18 protein-coding genes are annotated in these 15,439 nt (G+C 68.7%); 7 read left to right on the top strand and 11 right to left on the bottom strand.

What is annotated here, in order from left to right; all coding sequences use genetic code 11:
* The first annotated feature begins 1 nt into the window (after position 1).
* Positions 2–862 (top strand): beta-keto acid cleavage family enzyme, encoded by an 861-nt coding sequence (locus QWJ38_RS12990; protein ID WP_290359502.1) that lies wholly within the window; start codon positions 2–4, stop codon positions 860–862.
* Here the strand turns inward: QWJ38_RS12990 and QWJ38_RS12985 are convergent.
* The 3 genes from QWJ38_RS12985 to ylqF all read right to left on the bottom strand — a co-directional run bounded on the left by QWJ38_RS12985 (position 859) and on the right by ylqF (position 3,205).
* Positions 859–1,266, bottom strand: coding sequence for a hypothetical protein (locus QWJ38_RS12985; protein WP_290359501.1), 408 nt, complete (start codon positions 1,264–1,266; stop codon positions 859–861). The genes QWJ38_RS12990 and QWJ38_RS12985 overlap by 4 nt on opposite strands.
* Before the next feature lie 60 nt (positions 1,267–1,326).
* Positions 1,327–2,046 (bottom strand): substrate-binding periplasmic protein, encoded by a 720-nt coding sequence (locus tag QWJ38_RS12980; protein ID WP_290359500.1) that lies wholly within the window; start codon positions 2,044–2,046, stop codon positions 1,327–1,329.
* Between the two features lie 229 nt (positions 2,047–2,275).
* Positions 2,276–3,205, bottom strand: coding sequence for a ribosome biogenesis GTPase YlqF (ylqF, locus tag QWJ38_RS12975; protein WP_290359499.1), 930 nt, complete (start codon positions 3,203–3,205; stop codon positions 2,276–2,278).
* A 167-nt stretch (positions 3,206–3,372) separates the two neighbouring features.
* On the opposite strand from ylqF, the gene QWJ38_RS12970 reads away from it, so the two are divergent.
* Positions 3,373–3,792: a cold-shock protein gene (locus QWJ38_RS12970; RefSeq protein ID WP_290359498.1), complete on the top strand. Its 420-nt coding sequence runs from the start codon at positions 3,373–3,375 to the stop codon at positions 3,790–3,792.
* A 63-nt stretch (positions 3,793–3,855) separates the two neighbouring features.
* Here the strand turns inward: QWJ38_RS12970 and QWJ38_RS12965 are convergent, their stop codons facing one another.
* The 4 genes from QWJ38_RS12965 to QWJ38_RS12950 form a co-directional block, all read right to left on the bottom strand.
* Positions 3,856–4,197: an energy transducer TonB gene (locus tag QWJ38_RS12965; RefSeq protein WP_290359497.1), complete on the bottom strand. Its 342-nt coding sequence runs from the start codon at positions 4,195–4,197 to the stop codon at positions 3,856–3,858.
* A 40-nt stretch (positions 4,198–4,237) separates the two neighbouring features.
* The gene (locus tag QWJ38_RS12960) at positions 4,238–5,791 is read right to left on the bottom strand and encodes a methyl-accepting chemotaxis protein (protein ID WP_290359496.1); all 1,554 of its coding nucleotides are present in this window, start codon (positions 5,789–5,791) and stop codon (positions 4,238–4,240) included.
* Positions 5,792–6,125: 334 nt separating this feature from the next.
* Complete coding sequence (locus tag QWJ38_RS12955; protein ID WP_290359495.1) at positions 6,126–7,412, bottom strand: cytochrome c; 1,287 nt, start codon at positions 7,410–7,412, stop codon at positions 6,126–6,128.
* Entirely contained in the window at positions 7,409–8,113 is a 705-nt protein-coding gene (locus QWJ38_RS12950) for a c-type cytochrome (protein ID WP_290359494.1), read from the bottom strand. Before QWJ38_RS12950 ends, QWJ38_RS12955 begins: the two co-directional genes overlap by 4 nt.
* A 160-nt stretch (positions 8,114–8,273) precedes the next feature.
* Between QWJ38_RS12950 and QWJ38_RS12945 the strand changes: the two genes are divergently transcribed.
* Together QWJ38_RS12945 and QWJ38_RS12940 are read left to right on the top strand one after the other, a co-directional pair.
* Positions 8,274–8,588, top strand: coding sequence for an MliC family protein (locus QWJ38_RS12945; protein WP_290359493.1), 315 nt, complete (start codon positions 8,274–8,276; stop codon positions 8,586–8,588).
* Between the two features lie 67 nt (positions 8,589–8,655).
* A complete protein-coding gene (locus QWJ38_RS12940; protein WP_290359492.1) occupies positions 8,656–8,919 on the top strand; it encodes a hypothetical protein in 264 nt (87 codons plus the stop codon).
* A gap of 24 nt (positions 8,920–8,943) precedes the next feature.
* On the opposite strand, the gene QWJ38_RS12935 is transcribed toward QWJ38_RS12940, so the two are convergent.
* Positions 8,944–10,386 carry an aminotransferase-like domain-containing protein gene (locus QWJ38_RS12935; protein WP_290359491.1) on the bottom strand — a complete coding sequence of 481 codons (1,443 nt, stop codon included), beginning with the start codon at positions 10,384–10,386 and terminating at the stop codon, positions 8,944–8,946.
* Positions 10,383–11,084 (bottom strand): YggS family pyridoxal phosphate-dependent enzyme, encoded by a 702-nt coding sequence (locus QWJ38_RS12930; protein WP_290359490.1) that lies wholly within the window; start codon positions 11,082–11,084, stop codon positions 10,383–10,385. Before QWJ38_RS12930 ends, QWJ38_RS12935 begins: the two co-directional genes overlap by 4 nt.
* An 11-nt stretch (positions 11,085–11,095) precedes the next feature.
* On the opposite strand from QWJ38_RS12930, the gene QWJ38_RS12925 reads away from it, so the two are divergent.
* The 3 genes from QWJ38_RS12925 (at position 11,096) to QWJ38_RS12915 (ending at position 14,275) form a co-directional block, all read left to right on the top strand.
* Positions 11,096–12,139 carry a type IV pilus twitching motility protein PilT gene (locus tag QWJ38_RS12925; protein WP_290359489.1) on the top strand — a complete coding sequence of 348 codons (1,044 nt, stop codon included), beginning with the start codon at positions 11,096–11,098 and terminating at the stop codon, positions 12,137–12,139.
* Positions 12,140–12,228: 89 nt separating this feature from the next.
* Complete coding sequence (locus QWJ38_RS12920) at positions 12,229–13,365, top strand: PilT/PilU family type 4a pilus ATPase (protein WP_290359488.1); 1,137 nt, start codon at positions 12,229–12,231, stop codon at positions 13,363–13,365.
* A gap of 10 nt (positions 13,366–13,375) precedes the next feature.
* Positions 13,376–14,275 (top strand): NAD(P)-dependent oxidoreductase, encoded by a 900-nt coding sequence (locus QWJ38_RS12915; protein WP_290359487.1) that lies wholly within the window; start codon positions 13,376–13,378, stop codon positions 14,273–14,275.
* Positions 14,276–14,643: 368 nt separating this feature from the next.
* Here the strand turns inward: QWJ38_RS12915 and QWJ38_RS24025 are convergent, their stop codons facing one another.
* Positions 14,644–14,988, bottom strand: a complete 345-nt coding sequence (locus tag QWJ38_RS24025) for a Rap1a/Tai family immunity protein (protein ID WP_350340438.1) — start codon at positions 14,986–14,988, stop codon at positions 14,644–14,646.
* 105 nt (positions 14,989–15,093) lie between these two features.
* A complete protein-coding gene (locus tag QWJ38_RS12910; RefSeq protein ID WP_290359486.1) occupies positions 15,094–15,309 on the bottom strand; it encodes a hypothetical protein in 216 nt (71 codons plus the stop codon).
* Positions 15,310–15,439 lie beyond the last annotated feature (130 nt).

Below are 15,439 nucleotides of genomic sequence, written 5' to 3'. Positions count from 1 at the left end.
CATGGACAAGGCCATCATCACCTGCGCGCTGACCGGCGTGCTGACCAATCCGCAGCAGCATCCGGTGCCGGTCACGCCGGCGCAGATGGCGACCGAGGCGCGCGACGCCTTCAATGCCGGCGCCGCGGTGATGCATGTGCATCTGCGCCAGCAGGGCGCCGGTCTGGGCCATCTGCCCAGCTGGGACCCGGAGGTCGCCGAGGAAGTCGTGGACGCGATCCGCGCCGCCTGCCCCGGCGTCATCATCAATCTGACGACCGGCGTGATCGGGCCCGACATCGAGGGCCCCGCCGCCTGCATACGGCGCCTGCGGCCCGAGATCGCCGCCTGCAATGCCGGCAGCCTGAACTACCTGAAGCTGCGGGACGACGGCCGCTGGGCCTGGCCGCCGATGGTCTTCGACAACCCGGTCGAGAAGGTGCAGCGCTTTCTCGACGTGATGGCCGAGACCGGCACCCATCCGGAGTTCGAATGCTTCGATGTCGGCATCGTGCGCTCGGTCGGCATGTACCTGAAGGCCGGCATGTTCCGCGGCGTGCCCGAGTACAACTTCGTGATGGGTGTGGCCTCCGGCATGCCGGTGGACGCCGATCTGCTGGCCCTGCTGCCGCGCTGGCTGGTCGACGGCGCCGTCTGGCAGACGACCTTGATCGGCCGCGCCGAGATCTGGCCGGTGCACCAGCGCACGGCCGAGCTCGGCGGCATGCTGCGCACGGGCCTGGAGGACACCTTCTATCTGCCCGACGGCGGTCGCGCCGCCGGCAATGGCCCGCTGGTCGCGGCGCTGGCGCGCTGCGCCGCGAATGCCGGCCGCGCCATCGCCAGCCCGGCCGAGGCCCGCGCGCTGCTGGGCCTGGCCTAACGGGGCTTTTCCATCAGCTCGATCGCCTGCAGGGTCCGCCACTCGGTGCAGACGAAGTAGGAGCGCGCGAACAGCCGGTCATAGAGCGAGCCGTCGCCATGCGTCATGCGGCCGTTCTGGCAGACCAGGGTGGTGCGCTCGTTCTTGGCCTCGGCCAGATGCGCGCCGACGGCCATGCTGTCGCGCACGAGCAGCACCAGCGCGCCGGCCAGCAGCAGGCCGGCGCTGACGGCGATCACCTGCAGCGTTGTCCTGGCCAGCTCGGCGGCGAGGCCGGGCGGTGGCGGTGGCGCCGGCGGTGCCGGACGCGGCGGCTCGGGCCGAACCGGCGCCGGCGCGCCGGCATGGCGCAGGCCGGCGCGATTGATTCCGCCGCGCTTGATCTGGGTGCGTGCTTCGGGCATGACCCGGGACTAGGGCGACCGCCGCGGCCCCGGACTTAAATCGCCGCCCGATTTATTTGCTTAGCGCGAGCCGTCGTAGCCCAGGCGCCGGATCGCCTCGTCGAGCCGGGCCAGCACCGCCTTGTCCACGCGCTTGCTGCACATGAAATAGCGGAACAGGCCGGGCGGCGCGTCGGGGAACTTGATCGCCCGCACGCCGCGCGCGCTGATCTCGCCATGCCGGTTCAGATAGTCCAGGTCTTCCTGGTCGATGAACATATAGTCGGCGCGCTCGGCGCCCAGCATCTTGCTCAGTTGCAGCGCGGTGACGGTGGCGCGCAGCGGCGGGCGCGCCATCTGGGCAATGGTGCGGTCCAGCTCGGGGCCGTAGGAAACGCCATCGACGACGCCCAGCAGCAGCCGCTCGTCGCGCACCAGCGAAGCGATCTGGGCATGGGCGCGCACCGCGGGCGCCGCGCCGGCCGCGGCCAGCACCAGATGCGGGCGGTCCTGGTGCATGGCCGCCGAGAAGCGCGCATAGGCCTCGCGCTCGGGCAGCTTGTACCAGCCGGGCGAGCACAGCGGCCGCTCATCGCCCTGCAGGTTCTGCAGGATGCGCTTCAGCGGCACCTCGCTGAAGCGGCAGGCCAGGCCCGCCCGCTTGCAGATCGCCTGCGTCTTGTCGATCAGCAGGCCGGCCGGCTGGCCGTGCTCGGTGTAGGAGTAGGGCGGCTTGTCGCGGTACTCGATCAGCAGCGGCAGCGGGCCGCCGGCCTGGGCCGGGCGGCCCAGCAGCAGCAAGAGGAGCAGGCCCAGCAGACCCGGCGCGCGCAGAGGCCAGGACTGAAATCGGCGGCAGCTTAGAAGACGGGCAGGGAGCGACAAGATGCGGCCGGCGGAAAACGATGCATAACTGCTTACACCGATAGACTAAGGCCGCCACGGCCACCGCGGGCCCGGCCGCCGCGGGCCGGCGTGACGGATTTGGCGCCCGCTCGCCCTCCTTTGGGGGCCATGCGCGACCGGGCCGCTAGCCGCGCTGCGGGCGCTGCTTGCCCTTTTTCGCCAGCGCCGCCGCCTTGCGCTGCGCCTCGGCCTCGTCGGCGGCCGCCTGCCAGGCGGCGAACTCCTCGGGCGTTTCCAGCGTGATGCGACCCAGCACCGCCTGGCGGAATTCGTAGACCAGCACCTCGGCGGCCTTCTGCATATTGATGCGGCCGCCGCTGATCACGGCGCCCCGCTTGCGGCCGATGGCGGCCAGCACCTCCTCGTCGCTGAGTGCCGCCACCTCGCCGAGCTTGTAGCGCTGCTCGAGCAACTCGGCATAGTGCCGGCGCAGATAGGCCAGCAGCTCCAGCGCGACCTCCTCCTCGTCGAAGGCATTGCGGCCGATCGCGCCGCTGGCGGCCAGGTTGTAGCCGCTTTGCTCGACGCTGATGCGCGGCCACAGCATGCCCGGCGTGTCGAACAGATAGAAGTCGTTCTCCAGCACGATCTTCTGCTCGAGCTTGGTGATGCCGGGCTCGTCGCCGGTCTTGGTGGCGCGCCGGCCCGAGATCGTGTTGATCAGCGTGGACTTGCCGACGTTGGGGATGCCGCAGATCAGCACCCGCACCGGCTTGGCCATGCCGCCGCGGTTGGGCACCAGCTCGCGGCAGGCGGCGATCAGCGCCTTGGCCGGGGCCACGACGCTCGCGTCCAGGCCGATCGCGCGGGTGGCGGGCAGCGCGTTGTAATGCGCCAGCCACTGGGCGGTGCGCGCCGGGTCGGCCAGGTCCTGCTTGTTCAGCAGCTTCAGGTTCGGCTTGCCGGCGGTCAGCTTGGCCAGCAGCGGATTGGCGCTGGAGCCGGGCAGCCGCGCATCGAGCAGCTCGATGACGACGTCAAGCCCGGCCTTCATCCGATCGTTGATCGCATTCCGGGTCGAATTCATATGCCCGGGGAACCAGTGGATGGCCATCGTCTTATCTGCTCGCTTGTTCGTCGCTAATGCCGGCCGCCATTGTCCCCGACCGCGGACTTCTTACAGCCTGTTGCGCCGCCTCGCGCGCTTCTGGGCAAGATGGCTTGGCCAGTCGCCGCCGTATGCACGCGGACGAAGCGGCAAGCAGTGCAATGGGGGATCCGATGAGATTTGAGGGTACTTTGACCGAGTGGAATCCGGACCGTGGCTATGGCGCCGTCGCTTCGATCCAGGGGGGCGAACCGCTGTTCGTCCATATCTCGGCCTTCCCGACCGACGGTGCCGCGCCCACGCTGGGCGAGGCGCTGAGCTTCGAAGTTGTGTCCGGTCGTGACGGACGTAAAAAGGCCCACCGGGTGCAGCGCTCCAAGCGCCTGGTCGCCGATCCGGTGCAGCTGCGCCTAGCCGAGCCGACGCCGCGTCGCCGCCGCATCGAGCAGCAGCAACAGCGCCGCCGCCGCATGACGACGGCCATCCTGCTCAGCGGCCTGCTGCTGTGCCTGGGCCTGCTGGGCTGGATGCACCTGACCCAGCCCAACGGCGCCGTGATGGCGCTGCGCGCCAGCGGCATCACCCTGCGCTGAGGCGGGCATGAAAAAACCGCCCGGCGCGAGCGGGGCGGTTGTTCGGGCGGCTGAAAGGCGGGCTCAGTCTTCGTTGCTGAACACCAGCTTCACTTCGTGCGTCTGCTTTTCGTTGCTGGGCTCGAACTTCCAGTCCATCAGCGCGCGGGTGACGGCCTTGTCGAACACGCGGCGCGGCTGCGCCTCGATGATTTCAACGGCGCTGACCTTGCCGTCCGGCTCGATCGACATCTTGGCCTTGACCGTGCCGCTGGTGATCGCCTGCTGGGCGGCCTCGCGCGGGAACTCCGGCGGCACCTTCTTGATGACCTTGGGCGCGTTGGCGTGGGCGGCAAAGGCCAGGGCCAGCGCGCCGCACAGCAGGGTGGCCGAGCGCAGGAACTTGGGGGCGGTGGTGAACGTCATAGCGGTTTCTCTTGGCGAATGGGGGTGAATGCGGGGGTGATCAGACGGCGGCGGCGCGGAAGAAGCCGACCGCTTCGAGCAGGCGCGAGGAGCTGGTCTTCAGCGCGTCGGTCGAGCGGCTGAGGTCGTCGACCAGGGTGGTGTTCTGCTGCGTCGCGCGGTCCAGCTCGTTCATCGCGTTGTTGACGACGCCGACGCCGGCGGCCTGCTCCTGGGCCGAGTGCGAAATCTCCTCGATCAGCTGGCCCATATTGTTGACCTCGTCGACCACCGAGCGGATCGTCACGCCGGCGTTGTCGACCAGCTTGGTGCCGTTCTCGACCTTCACCGACGATTCCTGGATCAGCACCTTGATTTCCTTGGCGGCGGTGGCGCTGCGCTGGGCCAGCGAACGCACCTCGCTGGCGACGACGGCGAAGCCGCGGCCATGCTCGCCGGCGCGGGCCGCCTCCACGGCGGCGTTCAGCGCCAGGATATTGGTCTGGAAGGCGATGCCGTCGATGACGCCGATGATGTCGCCGATCTTCTTCGAGCTGGCGCTGATCTCTTCCATGGTCTCGACGACCTTGGAGACGACGGTGCCGCCGGCCGAGGCCGACTGACGCGCCTTGCTGGCGATGCCGGCGGCGCGGCGGGTCAGGTCGCTGGCGCCGTTCAGGTTGGAGGCGATCTGCTCGACCGAGGCGGCCGTGTTCTGCAGGCTGGCGGCCGAGCGCGCGGTGCGGTCGGACAAATTGACATTGCTGTCGGCGATCGCGCCGGAGTTCTGCGCCACCTCGCCGGCGGCCGCGCTGACGCTGTGGACCACGCCGGACAGCGCGCGCTGCATGTCCTGCATCGCGGTCAGCATCTGGGCCAGCTCGTCGCTGCCCTTGACGGTGATGTGGCGGGTCAGATCGCCGGCGGCGATCGCCTCGGCGGCTTCCTTGGCCTTGTTGGCCGGCACGACGATGGAGCGGGCGATCACATAGCCGCCGCCGACGCCGATGACGGCCGCGACGATGACCAGCAGGCCGGTCACCAGCACCGAGGAGCGAGCGATCTCGCCGGCCGAGACGGCCAGGTCGCGCGCGCTTTCGTACTGCAGATCCACCAGGCCCTTGAGGCCGTCCTGATAGGCCTGCTGGGCCGGGCGCACGTCGGTGATCAGGCTTTCGCGCGCCTCGTCCGGCGAGCCGTCGGCCTGCACCTTCTGGAACTTGCCGATGGCGGCGATGAACTTGGCCTGCGCCTCACGGACCTTGGCGATCTGCTCCTTCTCCTTCGGATCGTCGAGCATGCCGTCCAGGCTGGAGAGCTGCTTCTCGCTGTCGTCCAGCGCGCCGGTGATCGCGGCCTTGGCCTTCTTGATGCCGCCGGCGGTGTCCAGCAGCAGCAGGTCGCGCGAGGCGCGGGCCACCACATTGACATTAACGTCCAGCGCATTGGCCGAGCCGATCTTGACCAGGCTGGAGTTGGCCGTGCGGTCCAGGTCATGGGCCAGGCCGCGGGCATTGATCGCGCCATAGGCGCCGATCGCGATCAGCAGCAGGATCAGCAGGCCGTAGCTGACGGCCAGGCGATGGCTGATGCGCAGTTGGGTCAGAAGATTCATGTGGAACTTCCCTCTTCGATCATTCGGTGTTCTTGTGTCGTCCCGGGCCGCGCGGCTTGCGCCGCTGATGCTGGGAACCCGATCTGGCTTTCGTCGCCTTCGAGACAGCGCTGGATCAGGGTTTACATCAGGTCTTGCGCTGGCCGTGACATATGTCGCAGATACGGGCTGCAGGTTTTTTGGGGCCGTTCGCGAAGCTCGCTCTTGACCGCCGGACCCGCAGTGTCGCGGCATTGGGTAACAAGTCGTACAGCGGCTTTTGCGGCCGGCGTGAACAAGTGCGCGGCAGCGGCCGCTGTGCTCCCCCCGATCGGGGATTGCGAGCGCCGCGGCCTCAGTCGATGCGGCGCGACTTCAGTTGCACGACGTCGAGCAGCCGCACATCGCCGGCCTGATGGCCCCAGCTGTTGCGCAGATAGCTGGCCAGCGCGGCCAACTGCCGGTCGTCCAGCACGCCGGCAAAGGGGGGCATGCCGAAGGGGCGCGGATGGCCGGCGGTGGCCGGTGCGAAACCGCCGCGCTGGATGATCAGCAGCAGATTGCCGGGGCTGGCCATGGTCACCACGCGGCTGCCGGCCAGCGGCGGATAGGCGCCGGCCACGCCCTCGCCCTGCTGGCCATGGCAGGCGGCGCAATGCTCGCCATAGAGCCGGCGGCCCAGCTCGCGCAGCAGCGGCTGCGGCTCGGCCGGCTCGGGCCGCTCGACCGGCCGGCGCGGCAGCGCCTGCAGATATTGCGCCATCGCGGCCAGATCGGCCTCGTTCAGATGCCGGGTGCTGCCCAGGATCACCTCGGCCATCGGCCCCTGCGCGCTGGCCAGTGCCGCGTTGCTGCCATGGGCCAGCCATTGGCGCAGCGCGGCGGGGCTCCAGTCCATCACGCCGGCCTCGGCCGGGTCGTGCAGCGAGGGTGCCAGCCAGCCGCTGCCGGCCAGCAGGCCGCCGGAGAAGTCGGCCGTGCCGCCGGCGCCCAGGCCGTTGCGCGTCGCGTGGCAGGCACTGCAATGCGCGAGGCCCTGGCTCAGATAGGCGCCGCGGTTCCATTCCGCGCCGCGCCGCGCATCGGGCTCGAACACCGCCGGGCGGAAGTACAGCGCGCGCCAGACCGCCAGGCTCAGCTGCGTGTTGTAGGGAAAGCGCAGCTGCGAGGGCAGATTCGGCTGCGCAACCGGGGTCAGGCTTTGCAGATAGGCGAACAGCGCATCGGCATCGGCGCGGCTCAGCAGCGCGTAGTTCGGGTAGGGGAAGGCCGGGCTTAGCAGGCGGCCGTCGCGGCCGCGGCCATTGTGCAGCGCGGCCCAAAAGTCGGCGCGGCTCCAGCCGCCCAGGCCGGTCGCCGCATCGGGCGTCAGGTTCGGCGCGAACACGGCGCCGAAGGGCGTCGCGATCGCGCGCCCGCCGGCATAGGGCGGGCCGCCGCGCGCCGTGTGGCAGCCGGCGCAGTTGCCGACCCGGGCCAGATAGGCACCGCGCTCGAGCAGCGCCGGCGTCGGCGGCGCGGTCCCCTCCGTGGATGCCGGTGCTTCGTCGAGATGGTTGAGCCGCCAGACCAGGGCGGCCAGTCCCAAGGCGAGGGCGGCAAGCAGCAGGGCGATGCGAAGAGCCGTCCTGCGGCCGCTCATCGCAGGCCTCCGCATTCCAGCGGCAGTGGCTGCTCGGGCGGCGCGGCGGCCGGCTTCATGCCCGGCGGCGGCGGCTGCGCGGCCAGCCATTGCGAGACCGCGTTGATCTCGTCCAGGCTCAGGCGCTTGGCGACCTGGGCCATGCAGTCCGGCGCCACCGCGCGGCGCAGGCCGCTGCGCCAGGCACCCAGCTGGCCGTTCAGATAGTCGCGCGACAGGCCCAGCAGGCCGGGGATGAAGGGCTGGGCGCCGCTGAGCTGCTGGCCATGGCATTGCACGCAGGCCGGCAGCTGGCGCGCCGGATCGCCATGCAGCACCAGTGCACGGGCGCGCTCCAGGGCGGCCGGCGCGAGGCCGGGCCGCTGCGGTGGCGGATAGGGCAGTTCCAGCGCGGCGAAGTAGCCGGCCAGCTCGCGCAGATAGTCGTCGCTGAGCGGATCGATCAGCTCGCTCATTGGCCCGTAATGCCGCCGCCCGTCGCGGAAGTTCAGCAGCTGCTTGTAGAGATAGCCCTGCGGCTTGCCGGCCAGGCGCGGGTAATAGCCATCGGCCGCGGCCCGGCCCTCCTTGCCATGGCACAGGGTGCAGGCCAGCGCGCGCTGCGCGATCGTGTCTTCGAAGGGCGCGGCGGGGCTGGGCGCGGCGGCCAGCGCCAGCAGCAGGCTCAGCGCCGGCAGCAGTTTCCTCAGGGGCTTCATCATCATCGGGCTCATGCCGCGATGCTGCCGCAGCGCTGCGCGGCGCGGAAGATGCAGATTGCGCTGCTTTCGACCGTATCAGCGCCGCAGCGCCCGCTGCGGGTGGATGATGGCTCGGGCAAACGCGATGCCGGATTGCACGCAGCCTGCTTAAGCTTGCATCATGCGCAAGACCTCCGGCGTTTCACTGCTGCTGCCCCTGCTGGCCGCTTGTGCGGCGCCAACCCCGCCCGGCGAAGCCGCGGGCGAGCGCCGCGTTCACTACGCCTGTGCGAATGGGGAGAGCCTGGAGATGCGCTTCCTGGGCGCTCAGGGCATCGGCCTCTTGCTCCGCCAGGGCGAGACTATCGAACTGCGGCAGCAGGTCGCCGGGTCCGGCTTTCTGTACGCCAACGGCCCCACCACCGTGCGCGGCAAGGGCAGCGAGCTCATCGTCGAGATCGGCCGGATGGCGCCCATTACATGCACGGTCCGTTGAGCCCAAGACGCCAAGCTGCTGCCGGTTGCGCCAAGATCAAGAACTCCATGGGGAACCCGGCCAGAACATGAAGCGCTCTCCATCACTGCTTTTTTCCGCGCTCCTGCTCACGCTGCTGCAGCTGGGCGGCGCCGGCTGTGCGGGCTCCAGCTATCACGCCCAGGAGGCCGCGCGCGAGCAGCGCGCCGCCGACGATCTGCGCCGCGCCGGCGCCCGGGAGGCCGGCAATGCCGCACAGCAGCGCTCGGACCAGCACCACCGGCAGGCCTCCTGCAGCGACCTGCTGTCCTGCGTGGTCGATGCGCTGCTGTCGGTCCACGGCGGGAAATGAAGCGAGCGGCCGAGGCGCGCGCGCTCAGGCCTTGCACTGCGCGGCCGCCAGGCTACCCAGCCTGGCCAGCGCCGCCTGCAGCGCCGGCGTCCAGCGATGGCCGTAGTTCAGCCGCAGGCAGCGGCCGAACTCGCGCCGGGCCGAGAACATCGGCCCCGGCGCCAAGCTGATGCCCTCGGCCAGCGCCTGCCCATGCAGGGCCAGGCTGTCGCCGCCGGGTGGCAGTTCCAGCCAGACGAAGTAGCCGCCCTCCGGCCGCGTCATCCGCGTGCCGGCCGGGAAGTGGCGCGCGATGCCGTCCAGCATCGCGTCGCGCTGGCGCTGCAGCGCCCGGCGCAGGCCGCGCAGATGCAGGTCGAAGCCGCCGGCCTGCAGGTACTCGGCCAGCGCCGCCTGCGCCGGCCAGGAGCCGCCGAGGCTGTTGCTGAGCTTGAGCCGCTGCAGCGCCGGCGCCAGGCGGCCGGCGGCGACCCAGCCGACGCGGTAGCCGGGCGCCAGGCATTTGGAGAAGGAGCCGCAGTGCAGCACCGCCGCGCCGGTTGTCCGCGCCTCGAAGGCCTTGACCGGTGGCGCGGGCTGGGCGCCGAAGTGCAGCTCGGCATAGACATCGTCCTCAATCAGCGGCACGCCGTGGCGCGCCAGCAGCGCCAGCAGCGCGCGCTTCTTGTCGGCCGGCATCAGGCTGCCCAGCGGGTTCTGCCAGCTGCTCATCAGCCAGCAGGCCCGGGGCTGCTGCCGCTCGAGCAGGATGGCCAGGGCCTGCAGATCGGCGCCCTCGCGCGCATCGGTGGGGATCTCGATCGCGCGCAGGCCCAGCCGCTCGATCGCCTGCAGCGCGGCGTAGAAGCCGGGCGATTCGACCAGCACCGCGTCGCCGGGCCGGGTAAGCAGCTGCAGGCTCAGATTCAGCGCCTCCAGCGCGCCATGGGTCAGCACGATCTCGTCCGGCGTGATGGCCAGGCCCAGTCGCAGATAGCGCAGGGCAATCTGGCGCCGCAACTCCTCGTGCCCGGCCGGCAGATCGGCGGTCAGCTGCTCGGCGCTCATCTTCCGGCTGCCGGCGACCAGCGCGCGGCGCAGCTTCTCGAGCGGGAACAGCGCGGCGCTCGGGAAGGCGGAGCCGAAGGGCGCATGGATGGCAGGGCCGCTGCTGCCCAGCAGCTGGAACACCAGCTCGCTGACCTCCACCGGGCCGGGCTCGGGCCGCGGCGTCGAGCGCGTCGGCGCCTGGCTGGGCGGCGGCGCGACGAAGTAGCCGGAGCGCGGCGCGGCGCGGATCAGGCCGCGCGATTCGAGCAGGTAATAGGCCTGGAAAACGGTGGCGGCGCTGCAGCGGCGTGCCCGCTGGGTCTGGCGCACCGAGGGCAGGCGGTCGCCGGGGCGCAGCGCGCCGCTGGCCATCAGCGCGGCCAGCTCCTCGGCCAGCTGCTGATAGCGCGGGAGCGCGGCCGCGCCCTCGCTGCTCATGCTGCCGGCGTCGGACGTTGCCCGAAGATTGCCGAGCCGATGCGCACCATGGTCGCGCCCTCGGCAACGGCGGCCTCCAGATCGGCGCTCATGCCGATCGACAAGGTGTCCAGGGTCAGGCCTTGCGCGATAAGCTGCCGCTGCAGCTCGGCCAGCGCGCGGTGCGGCAGGCGCTGCGCCTCGAAGTCGGCGGCCGGCTCGGGCACGGCCATCAGGCCGCGCAGCCGCAGCCGCGGCAGCGCGGCGATCGCGCGCGCCAGCGCCAAGGCCTCGCCGGGAGCCGCGCCGCTCTTCGTGTCCTCGCCGCTGATATTGATCTGCAGGCAGACGTTGAGCGGTGGCAGCGCGGCCGGGCGCTGCTCCGACAGGCGCTGCGCGGTCTTCAGCCGGTCGACGCTGTGCACCCAGTCGAAGGCCTCGGCGACGACGCGGGTCTTGTTGCTTTGCAAGGGGCCGATCAGATGCCACTCGACGTCCTGGCGCAGATCGGCCAGCGCCTCGATCTTCTCCAGCCCTTCCTGCACATAGTTCTCGCCGAAGCGGCGCGCACCGGCGTTGTAGGCCTCACGCACGGCTGTGGCGGAGAAGGTCTTGCTGACGACCAGCAGCGTGACGCTTTGCACGGGGCGGCCGGCACGCGTGCAAGCAGATGCAAGCCGGGTCTGCGTTTCTTGTAAGTTCGCCGCGATCGTCGCCATAATCGTCTTTCATGGACATCACCCAACTGCTGGCATTTTCGGTCAAGAACAAGGCCTCGGACTTGCATCTCTCGGCCGGCCTGCCGCCGATGATTCGCGTGCACGGCGATGTGCGCCGCATCAATGTCGAGGCGCTCGACCACCGCGCCGTCCATGACATGGTGTACGACATCATGAACGACTCCCAGCGCAAGGTCTATGAAGAGACGCTGGAGGTCGACTTCTCCTTTGAAATCCAGGGCCTGGCGCGTTTTCGCGTCAATGCCTTCAACCAGAACCGCGGTGCCGGCGCCGTGTTCCGCACGATTCCGTCCAAGATCCTGTCGCTGGAGCAGCTGAATGCGCCCAAGGTCTTTGCCGAGCTTGCGCTGAAGCCGCGCGGCCTGGTGCTCGTCACCGGTCCCACCGGTTCGGGCAAGTCGACGACCTTGGCCGGCATGATCAACCACCTGAACGAGAACGAGTACGGCCACATCCTGACCATCGAGGATCCGATCGAGTTCGTGCACGAATCGAAGAAGAGCCTGGTCAACCAGCGCGAGGTCGGCCCGCACACGCTCTCCTTCTCGAACGCCCTGCGCTCGGCGCTGCGCGAGGACCCGGACTGCGTGCTGGTCGGCGAAATGCGCGACCTCGAAACCATCCGCCTGGCGCTGACCGCGGCCGAAACGGGTCACCTGGTCTTCGGCACCCTGCACACCTCGTCGGCCGCCAAGACGGTGGACCGCATCGTCGACGTGTTCCCGGCGGCCGAGAAGGAGATGGTGCGCGCGATGGTGTCCGAATCGCTGGTGGCGGTGATCTCGCAGAGCCTGTGCAAGCTGAAGGATGGCTCGGGCCGGGTGGCCGCGCACGAGATCATGCTGGGCACCTCGGCGATCCGCAATCTGATCCGCGAGAACAAGGTCGCGCAGATGTACTCGGCCATCCAGACCGGAAACCAGCAGGGCATGCAGACGCTGGACCAGAACCTCACCGATCTGGTCCGCCGCAATGTGATCTCCCCCGGCGAAGCCCGCTCCAAAGCCAAGTTCCCGGAAAATTTCCCGGGCTGAAGCCCGGGAAATTTGACGTTACTCATTTGGCGCAGCCAAGTGAGTAACGGCAGAACTTCCCCGCGAGACTCAACCGCAGTAGGACCTCCATGGAACGCGACCAAGCCTCCAAATTCATCAATGACCTGCTGCGCCTGATGATCTCGCGCAAGGGCTCGGACCTATTCCTGACCGCCGACTTCCCGCCGGCGATCAAGGTCGACGGCAAGGTCACCAAGGTGAGCCCGCAGCCGCTGACCGGCCAGCACACCCTGCAGCTGGCGCGTTCGATCATGAACGACAAGCAGGCGGCCGAGTTCGAGCGCACCAAGGAATGCAATTTCGCGATCTCGCCGCAGGGCATCGGGCGCTTCCGCGCCAATGCCTTCCTGCAGCAAGGCTCGGTGGGCCTGGTGCTGCGGACGATTCCGGCCGTGCTGCCGACGATCGCCTCGCTGGACCTGCCGCCGGTGCTGCGCGAAGTGGTGCAGGCCAAGCGCGGCCTGGTGATCGTCGTCGGCGCCACCGGCTCGGGCAAGAGCACCTCGCTGGCCGCGATGATCGACGAGCGCAACGAGACGACCTATGGCCACATCATCACGATCGAGGACCCGGTCGAGTTCGTCCATCCGCACAAGAACTGCATCGTCACCCAGCGCGAGCTGGGCATCGACACCGACAGCTGGGAGGCGGCGCTGAAGAACACCCTGCGCCAGGCGCCCGACGTGATCCTGATGGGCGAGATCCGCGACCGCGAGACGATGGAGCATGCGGTCGCCTTTGCCGAGACCGGCCACCTGTGCATGGCCACCTTGCACGCCAACAGCGCCAACCAGGCGCTGGACCGCATCATCAATTTCTTCCCCGAGGAGCGCCGCGCCCAGCTGCTGATGGACCTGTCGCTGAATCTGCGCGCCCTGGTCTCGCAGCGCCTGCTGCCGCGCCGCGAGGGCAAGGGCCGCATCGCGGCGGTCGAGATCCTGCTGAACACGCCGCTGGTCTCGGACCTGATCTTCAAGGGCGAGGTCAGCGAGATCAAGGAGCTGATGAAGCGCTCGCGCGAGCTGGGCATGCAGACCTTCGACCAGGCCCTGTTCGACCTCTACGAGCTGGGCAAGGTCAGCTACGAGGACGCGCTGCGCAATGCCGATTCGGTCAACGACCTGCGCCTGCAGATCAAGCTGAACAGCGAACGCGCGCGCAGCGGCGATCTGTCCTCGGGCACCGAGCACCTGACCATCGTCTAAAGTCGGGTGCATGAACGCACCCGCACGCACCTACGCTCCCGTCCCCTCGCGCCGCGTCGCCTTTCTGGGCCTCGGCGTCATGGGCCATCCGATGGCCGGCCATCTGGCCCGCGCCGGTCACCAGGTGACCGTCTACAACCGCACGACGGCCAAGGCCGAGGCCTGGGCCAAGGAGTACGGCGGCGCCTTCGCCGCCACGCCGGCCGAGGCCGCGCGCGGCGCCGAGATCGTGTTCTGCTGCGTCGGCAACGATGACGATCTGCGCTCGGTCGTGCTCGGCGAGCAGGGCGCCTTTGCCGGCATGCAGGCCGGCGCCTTCTTCGTCGACCACACGACGGCCTCGGCCGAGGTCGCGCGCGAGCTCTATGCCACGGCCAAGGCGCGCGGCCTGCACTTCATCGACGCGCCGGTCTCCGGCGGCCAGGCCGGTGCCGTCAACGGCGCGCTGACCGTCATGTGCGGCGGTGACGCCGAGCCGTTCGCGGCCATCGAGCCGATCGCGCTGGCCTTCGCCAAGGCGGTGACCCGCGTCGGCGAGAGCGGTGCCGGCCAGCTGGCCAAGATGGTCAACCAGATCTGCATCGCCGGCCTGGTGCAGGGCCTGTCCGAGGCGATCGCCTTCGGCCAGCGCGCGGGCCTGGACATGAAGCAGGTGCTGGACGTGATCGGCAAGGGTGCGGCGCAGAGCTGGCAGATGGACAACCGCGGCAAGACCATGGTCGACGACAAGTTCGACTTCGGTTTCGCCGTCGACTGGATGCGCAAGGACCTGGGCCTGGTGCTGGACGAGGCCCGCCGCAACGGCGCCCGCGTGCCGGTGACCGCTCTCGTCGACCAGTTCTACGCCGACGTCCAGCAGATGGGCGGCAATCGCTGGGATACTTCGAGCCTGATCAAGCGGTTGAGATAGTACCCCTCGCCCAATCTCGCCCCGCTGAACGCGGGCGAGATTGGTCGGTCCCCCGCGGGGACGGCGATGCTCGCGGCATCGAGCCGCGAGCACATCGCCAGCGCGGGCCGGCTTGGGAGCGGCCCGGCGCTCGGCCCGGAGACCTAGCTCATGCGGCTAGGGTTGCGAACGCCGAACGGATCATTGAGATAAAAAAGACGCTATTCCGCTACCGGCCGCTGAGCCGTCGGGCGAACGGCCCTGCAGATGAATGCCAGGGCTGCTCTCCTTGTGCTTCGCCGATCAACTGGGTCGCGCTCGGCGTCTTGGTCATTTGTCGTACTCAGCAATCTACCGCTCAATTAAAAGGTTATGCTGGAAATGTCGGCTCATCTTCCCGATTCGTTGCAGGGCCAACGCGCTTGCACTGCATTGAAGATGACCTGTGGCCCGGACCCTGGCCAAGTCATCTTGGCCACCTCTGGTCGCCGGATCTGCTCCCTCACGACCCCGATAACCGTACCCCGCGTAGTTCCAGCAGGAGCGCAGTAGGCTGCGCCACCCACGCTGTACATCAACGGGACATCAAGGACACCACTGATGTACGCGACACATTTGAGCATTCGGTCAAGGTCGGCCTGAGTTCCCGCAACAGTTGTGGACTGCTGATAAAAAGCAGCGCAGTCATCTTGTAGTTCCGCTGCGGTCTTCGCATGTGCTGACACTGGCAGCATTAGCGCCAAAAGCAGTAACTGTGTGAGTCTCATGAAATTCGCTTCTTGGACGTTGCCCTAGTGTTGGACATAGACGGCAGCTTGGTCGACCGCTTGAACGTAAGGCTAGGCATGGCGCAACCAGAAGAAGGCAACGCCGAGCAAACCGATGACAACAACGACGCCAACTTTTCTCCAATTCTTTTGGACTTCAGCTCGACGGTCTATCTCATTGACCACGACCCGATAAACACCAGAGTCACTGCGATAAGTATTCGCCCACTGAGTGAGCATCTCATTACTGGCTTTCCGAGCTTCTTCGGGCGTCAGGTTTGCAGACATGGCAATGAAATGGCTAAATCGTTTTCGGCCGATTGTTAGCGACTTGCCCAACATTCGAGCATGTGCCCCGGTTGCGCGGTAATCAGTGCGATGCACGGCACGCGCCGAGTAGAGACTGCATCATGATGCG

The organism is Roseateles violae (assembly GCF_030410485.1).
Classification (GTDB): domain Bacteria; phylum Pseudomonadota; class Gammaproteobacteria; order Burkholderiales; family Burkholderiaceae_C; genus Roseateles_D; species Roseateles_D violae.
Note: the sequence above shows the minus strand (reverse complement) of the source record. Positions and strands in the feature narration are given on the sequence as shown.

Coding starts and splice junctions, on each gene's coding strand:
- QWJ38_RS12915 (WP_290359487.1), top strand. CDS start 13,376: ATGAACGCACCCGCACGCACCTACGCTCCCGTCCCCTCGCGCCGCGTC.
- QWJ38_RS12990 (WP_290359502.1), top strand. CDS start 2: ATGGACAAGGCCATCATCACCTGCGCGCTGACCGGCGTGCTGACCAAT.
- QWJ38_RS12960 (WP_290359496.1), bottom strand. CDS start 5,791: ATGAATCTTCTGACCCAACTGCGCATCAGCCATCGCCTGGCCGTCAGC.
- ylqF (WP_290359499.1), bottom strand. CDS start 3,205: ATGGCCATCCACTGGTTCCCCGGGCATATGAATTCGACCCGGAATGCG.
- QWJ38_RS12985 (WP_290359501.1), bottom strand. CDS start 1,266: ATGCCCGAAGCACGCACCCAGATCAAGCGCGGCGGAATCAATCGCGCC.
- QWJ38_RS12910 (WP_290359486.1), bottom strand. CDS start 15,309: ATGTCTGCAAACCTGACGCCCGAAGAAGCTCGGAAAGCCAGTAATGAG.
- QWJ38_RS12925 (WP_290359489.1), top strand. CDS start 11,096: ATGGACATCACCCAACTGCTGGCATTTTCGGTCAAGAACAAGGCCTCG.
- QWJ38_RS12920 (WP_290359488.1), top strand. CDS start 12,229: ATGGAACGCGACCAAGCCTCCAAATTCATCAATGACCTGCTGCGCCTG.
- QWJ38_RS12965 (WP_290359497.1), bottom strand. CDS start 4,197: ATGACGTTCACCACCGCCCCCAAGTTCCTGCGCTCGGCCACCCTGCTG.
- QWJ38_RS12955 (WP_290359495.1), bottom strand. CDS start 7,412: ATGAGCGGCCGCAGGACGGCTCTTCGCATCGCCCTGCTGCTTGCCGCC.
- QWJ38_RS12935 (WP_290359491.1), bottom strand. CDS start 10,386: ATGAGCAGCGAGGGCGCGGCCGCGCTCCCGCGCTATCAGCAGCTGGCC.
- QWJ38_RS12970 (WP_290359498.1), top strand. CDS start 3,373: ATGAGATTTGAGGGTACTTTGACCGAGTGGAATCCGGACCGTGGCTAT.
- QWJ38_RS12950 (WP_290359494.1), bottom strand. CDS start 8,113: ATGATGAAGCCCCTGAGGAAACTGCTGCCGGCGCTGAGCCTGCTGCTG.
- QWJ38_RS12945 (WP_290359493.1), top strand. CDS start 8,274: ATGCGCAAGACCTCCGGCGTTTCACTGCTGCTGCCCCTGCTGGCCGCT.
- QWJ38_RS24025 (WP_350340438.1), bottom strand. CDS start 14,988: ATGCTGCCAGTGTCAGCACATGCGAAGACCGCAGCGGAACTACAAGAT.
- QWJ38_RS12940 (WP_290359492.1), top strand. CDS start 8,656: ATGAAGCGCTCTCCATCACTGCTTTTTTCCGCGCTCCTGCTCACGCTG.
- QWJ38_RS12930 (WP_290359490.1), bottom strand. CDS start 11,084: ATGGCGACGATCGCGGCGAACTTACAAGAAACGCAGACCCGGCTTGCA.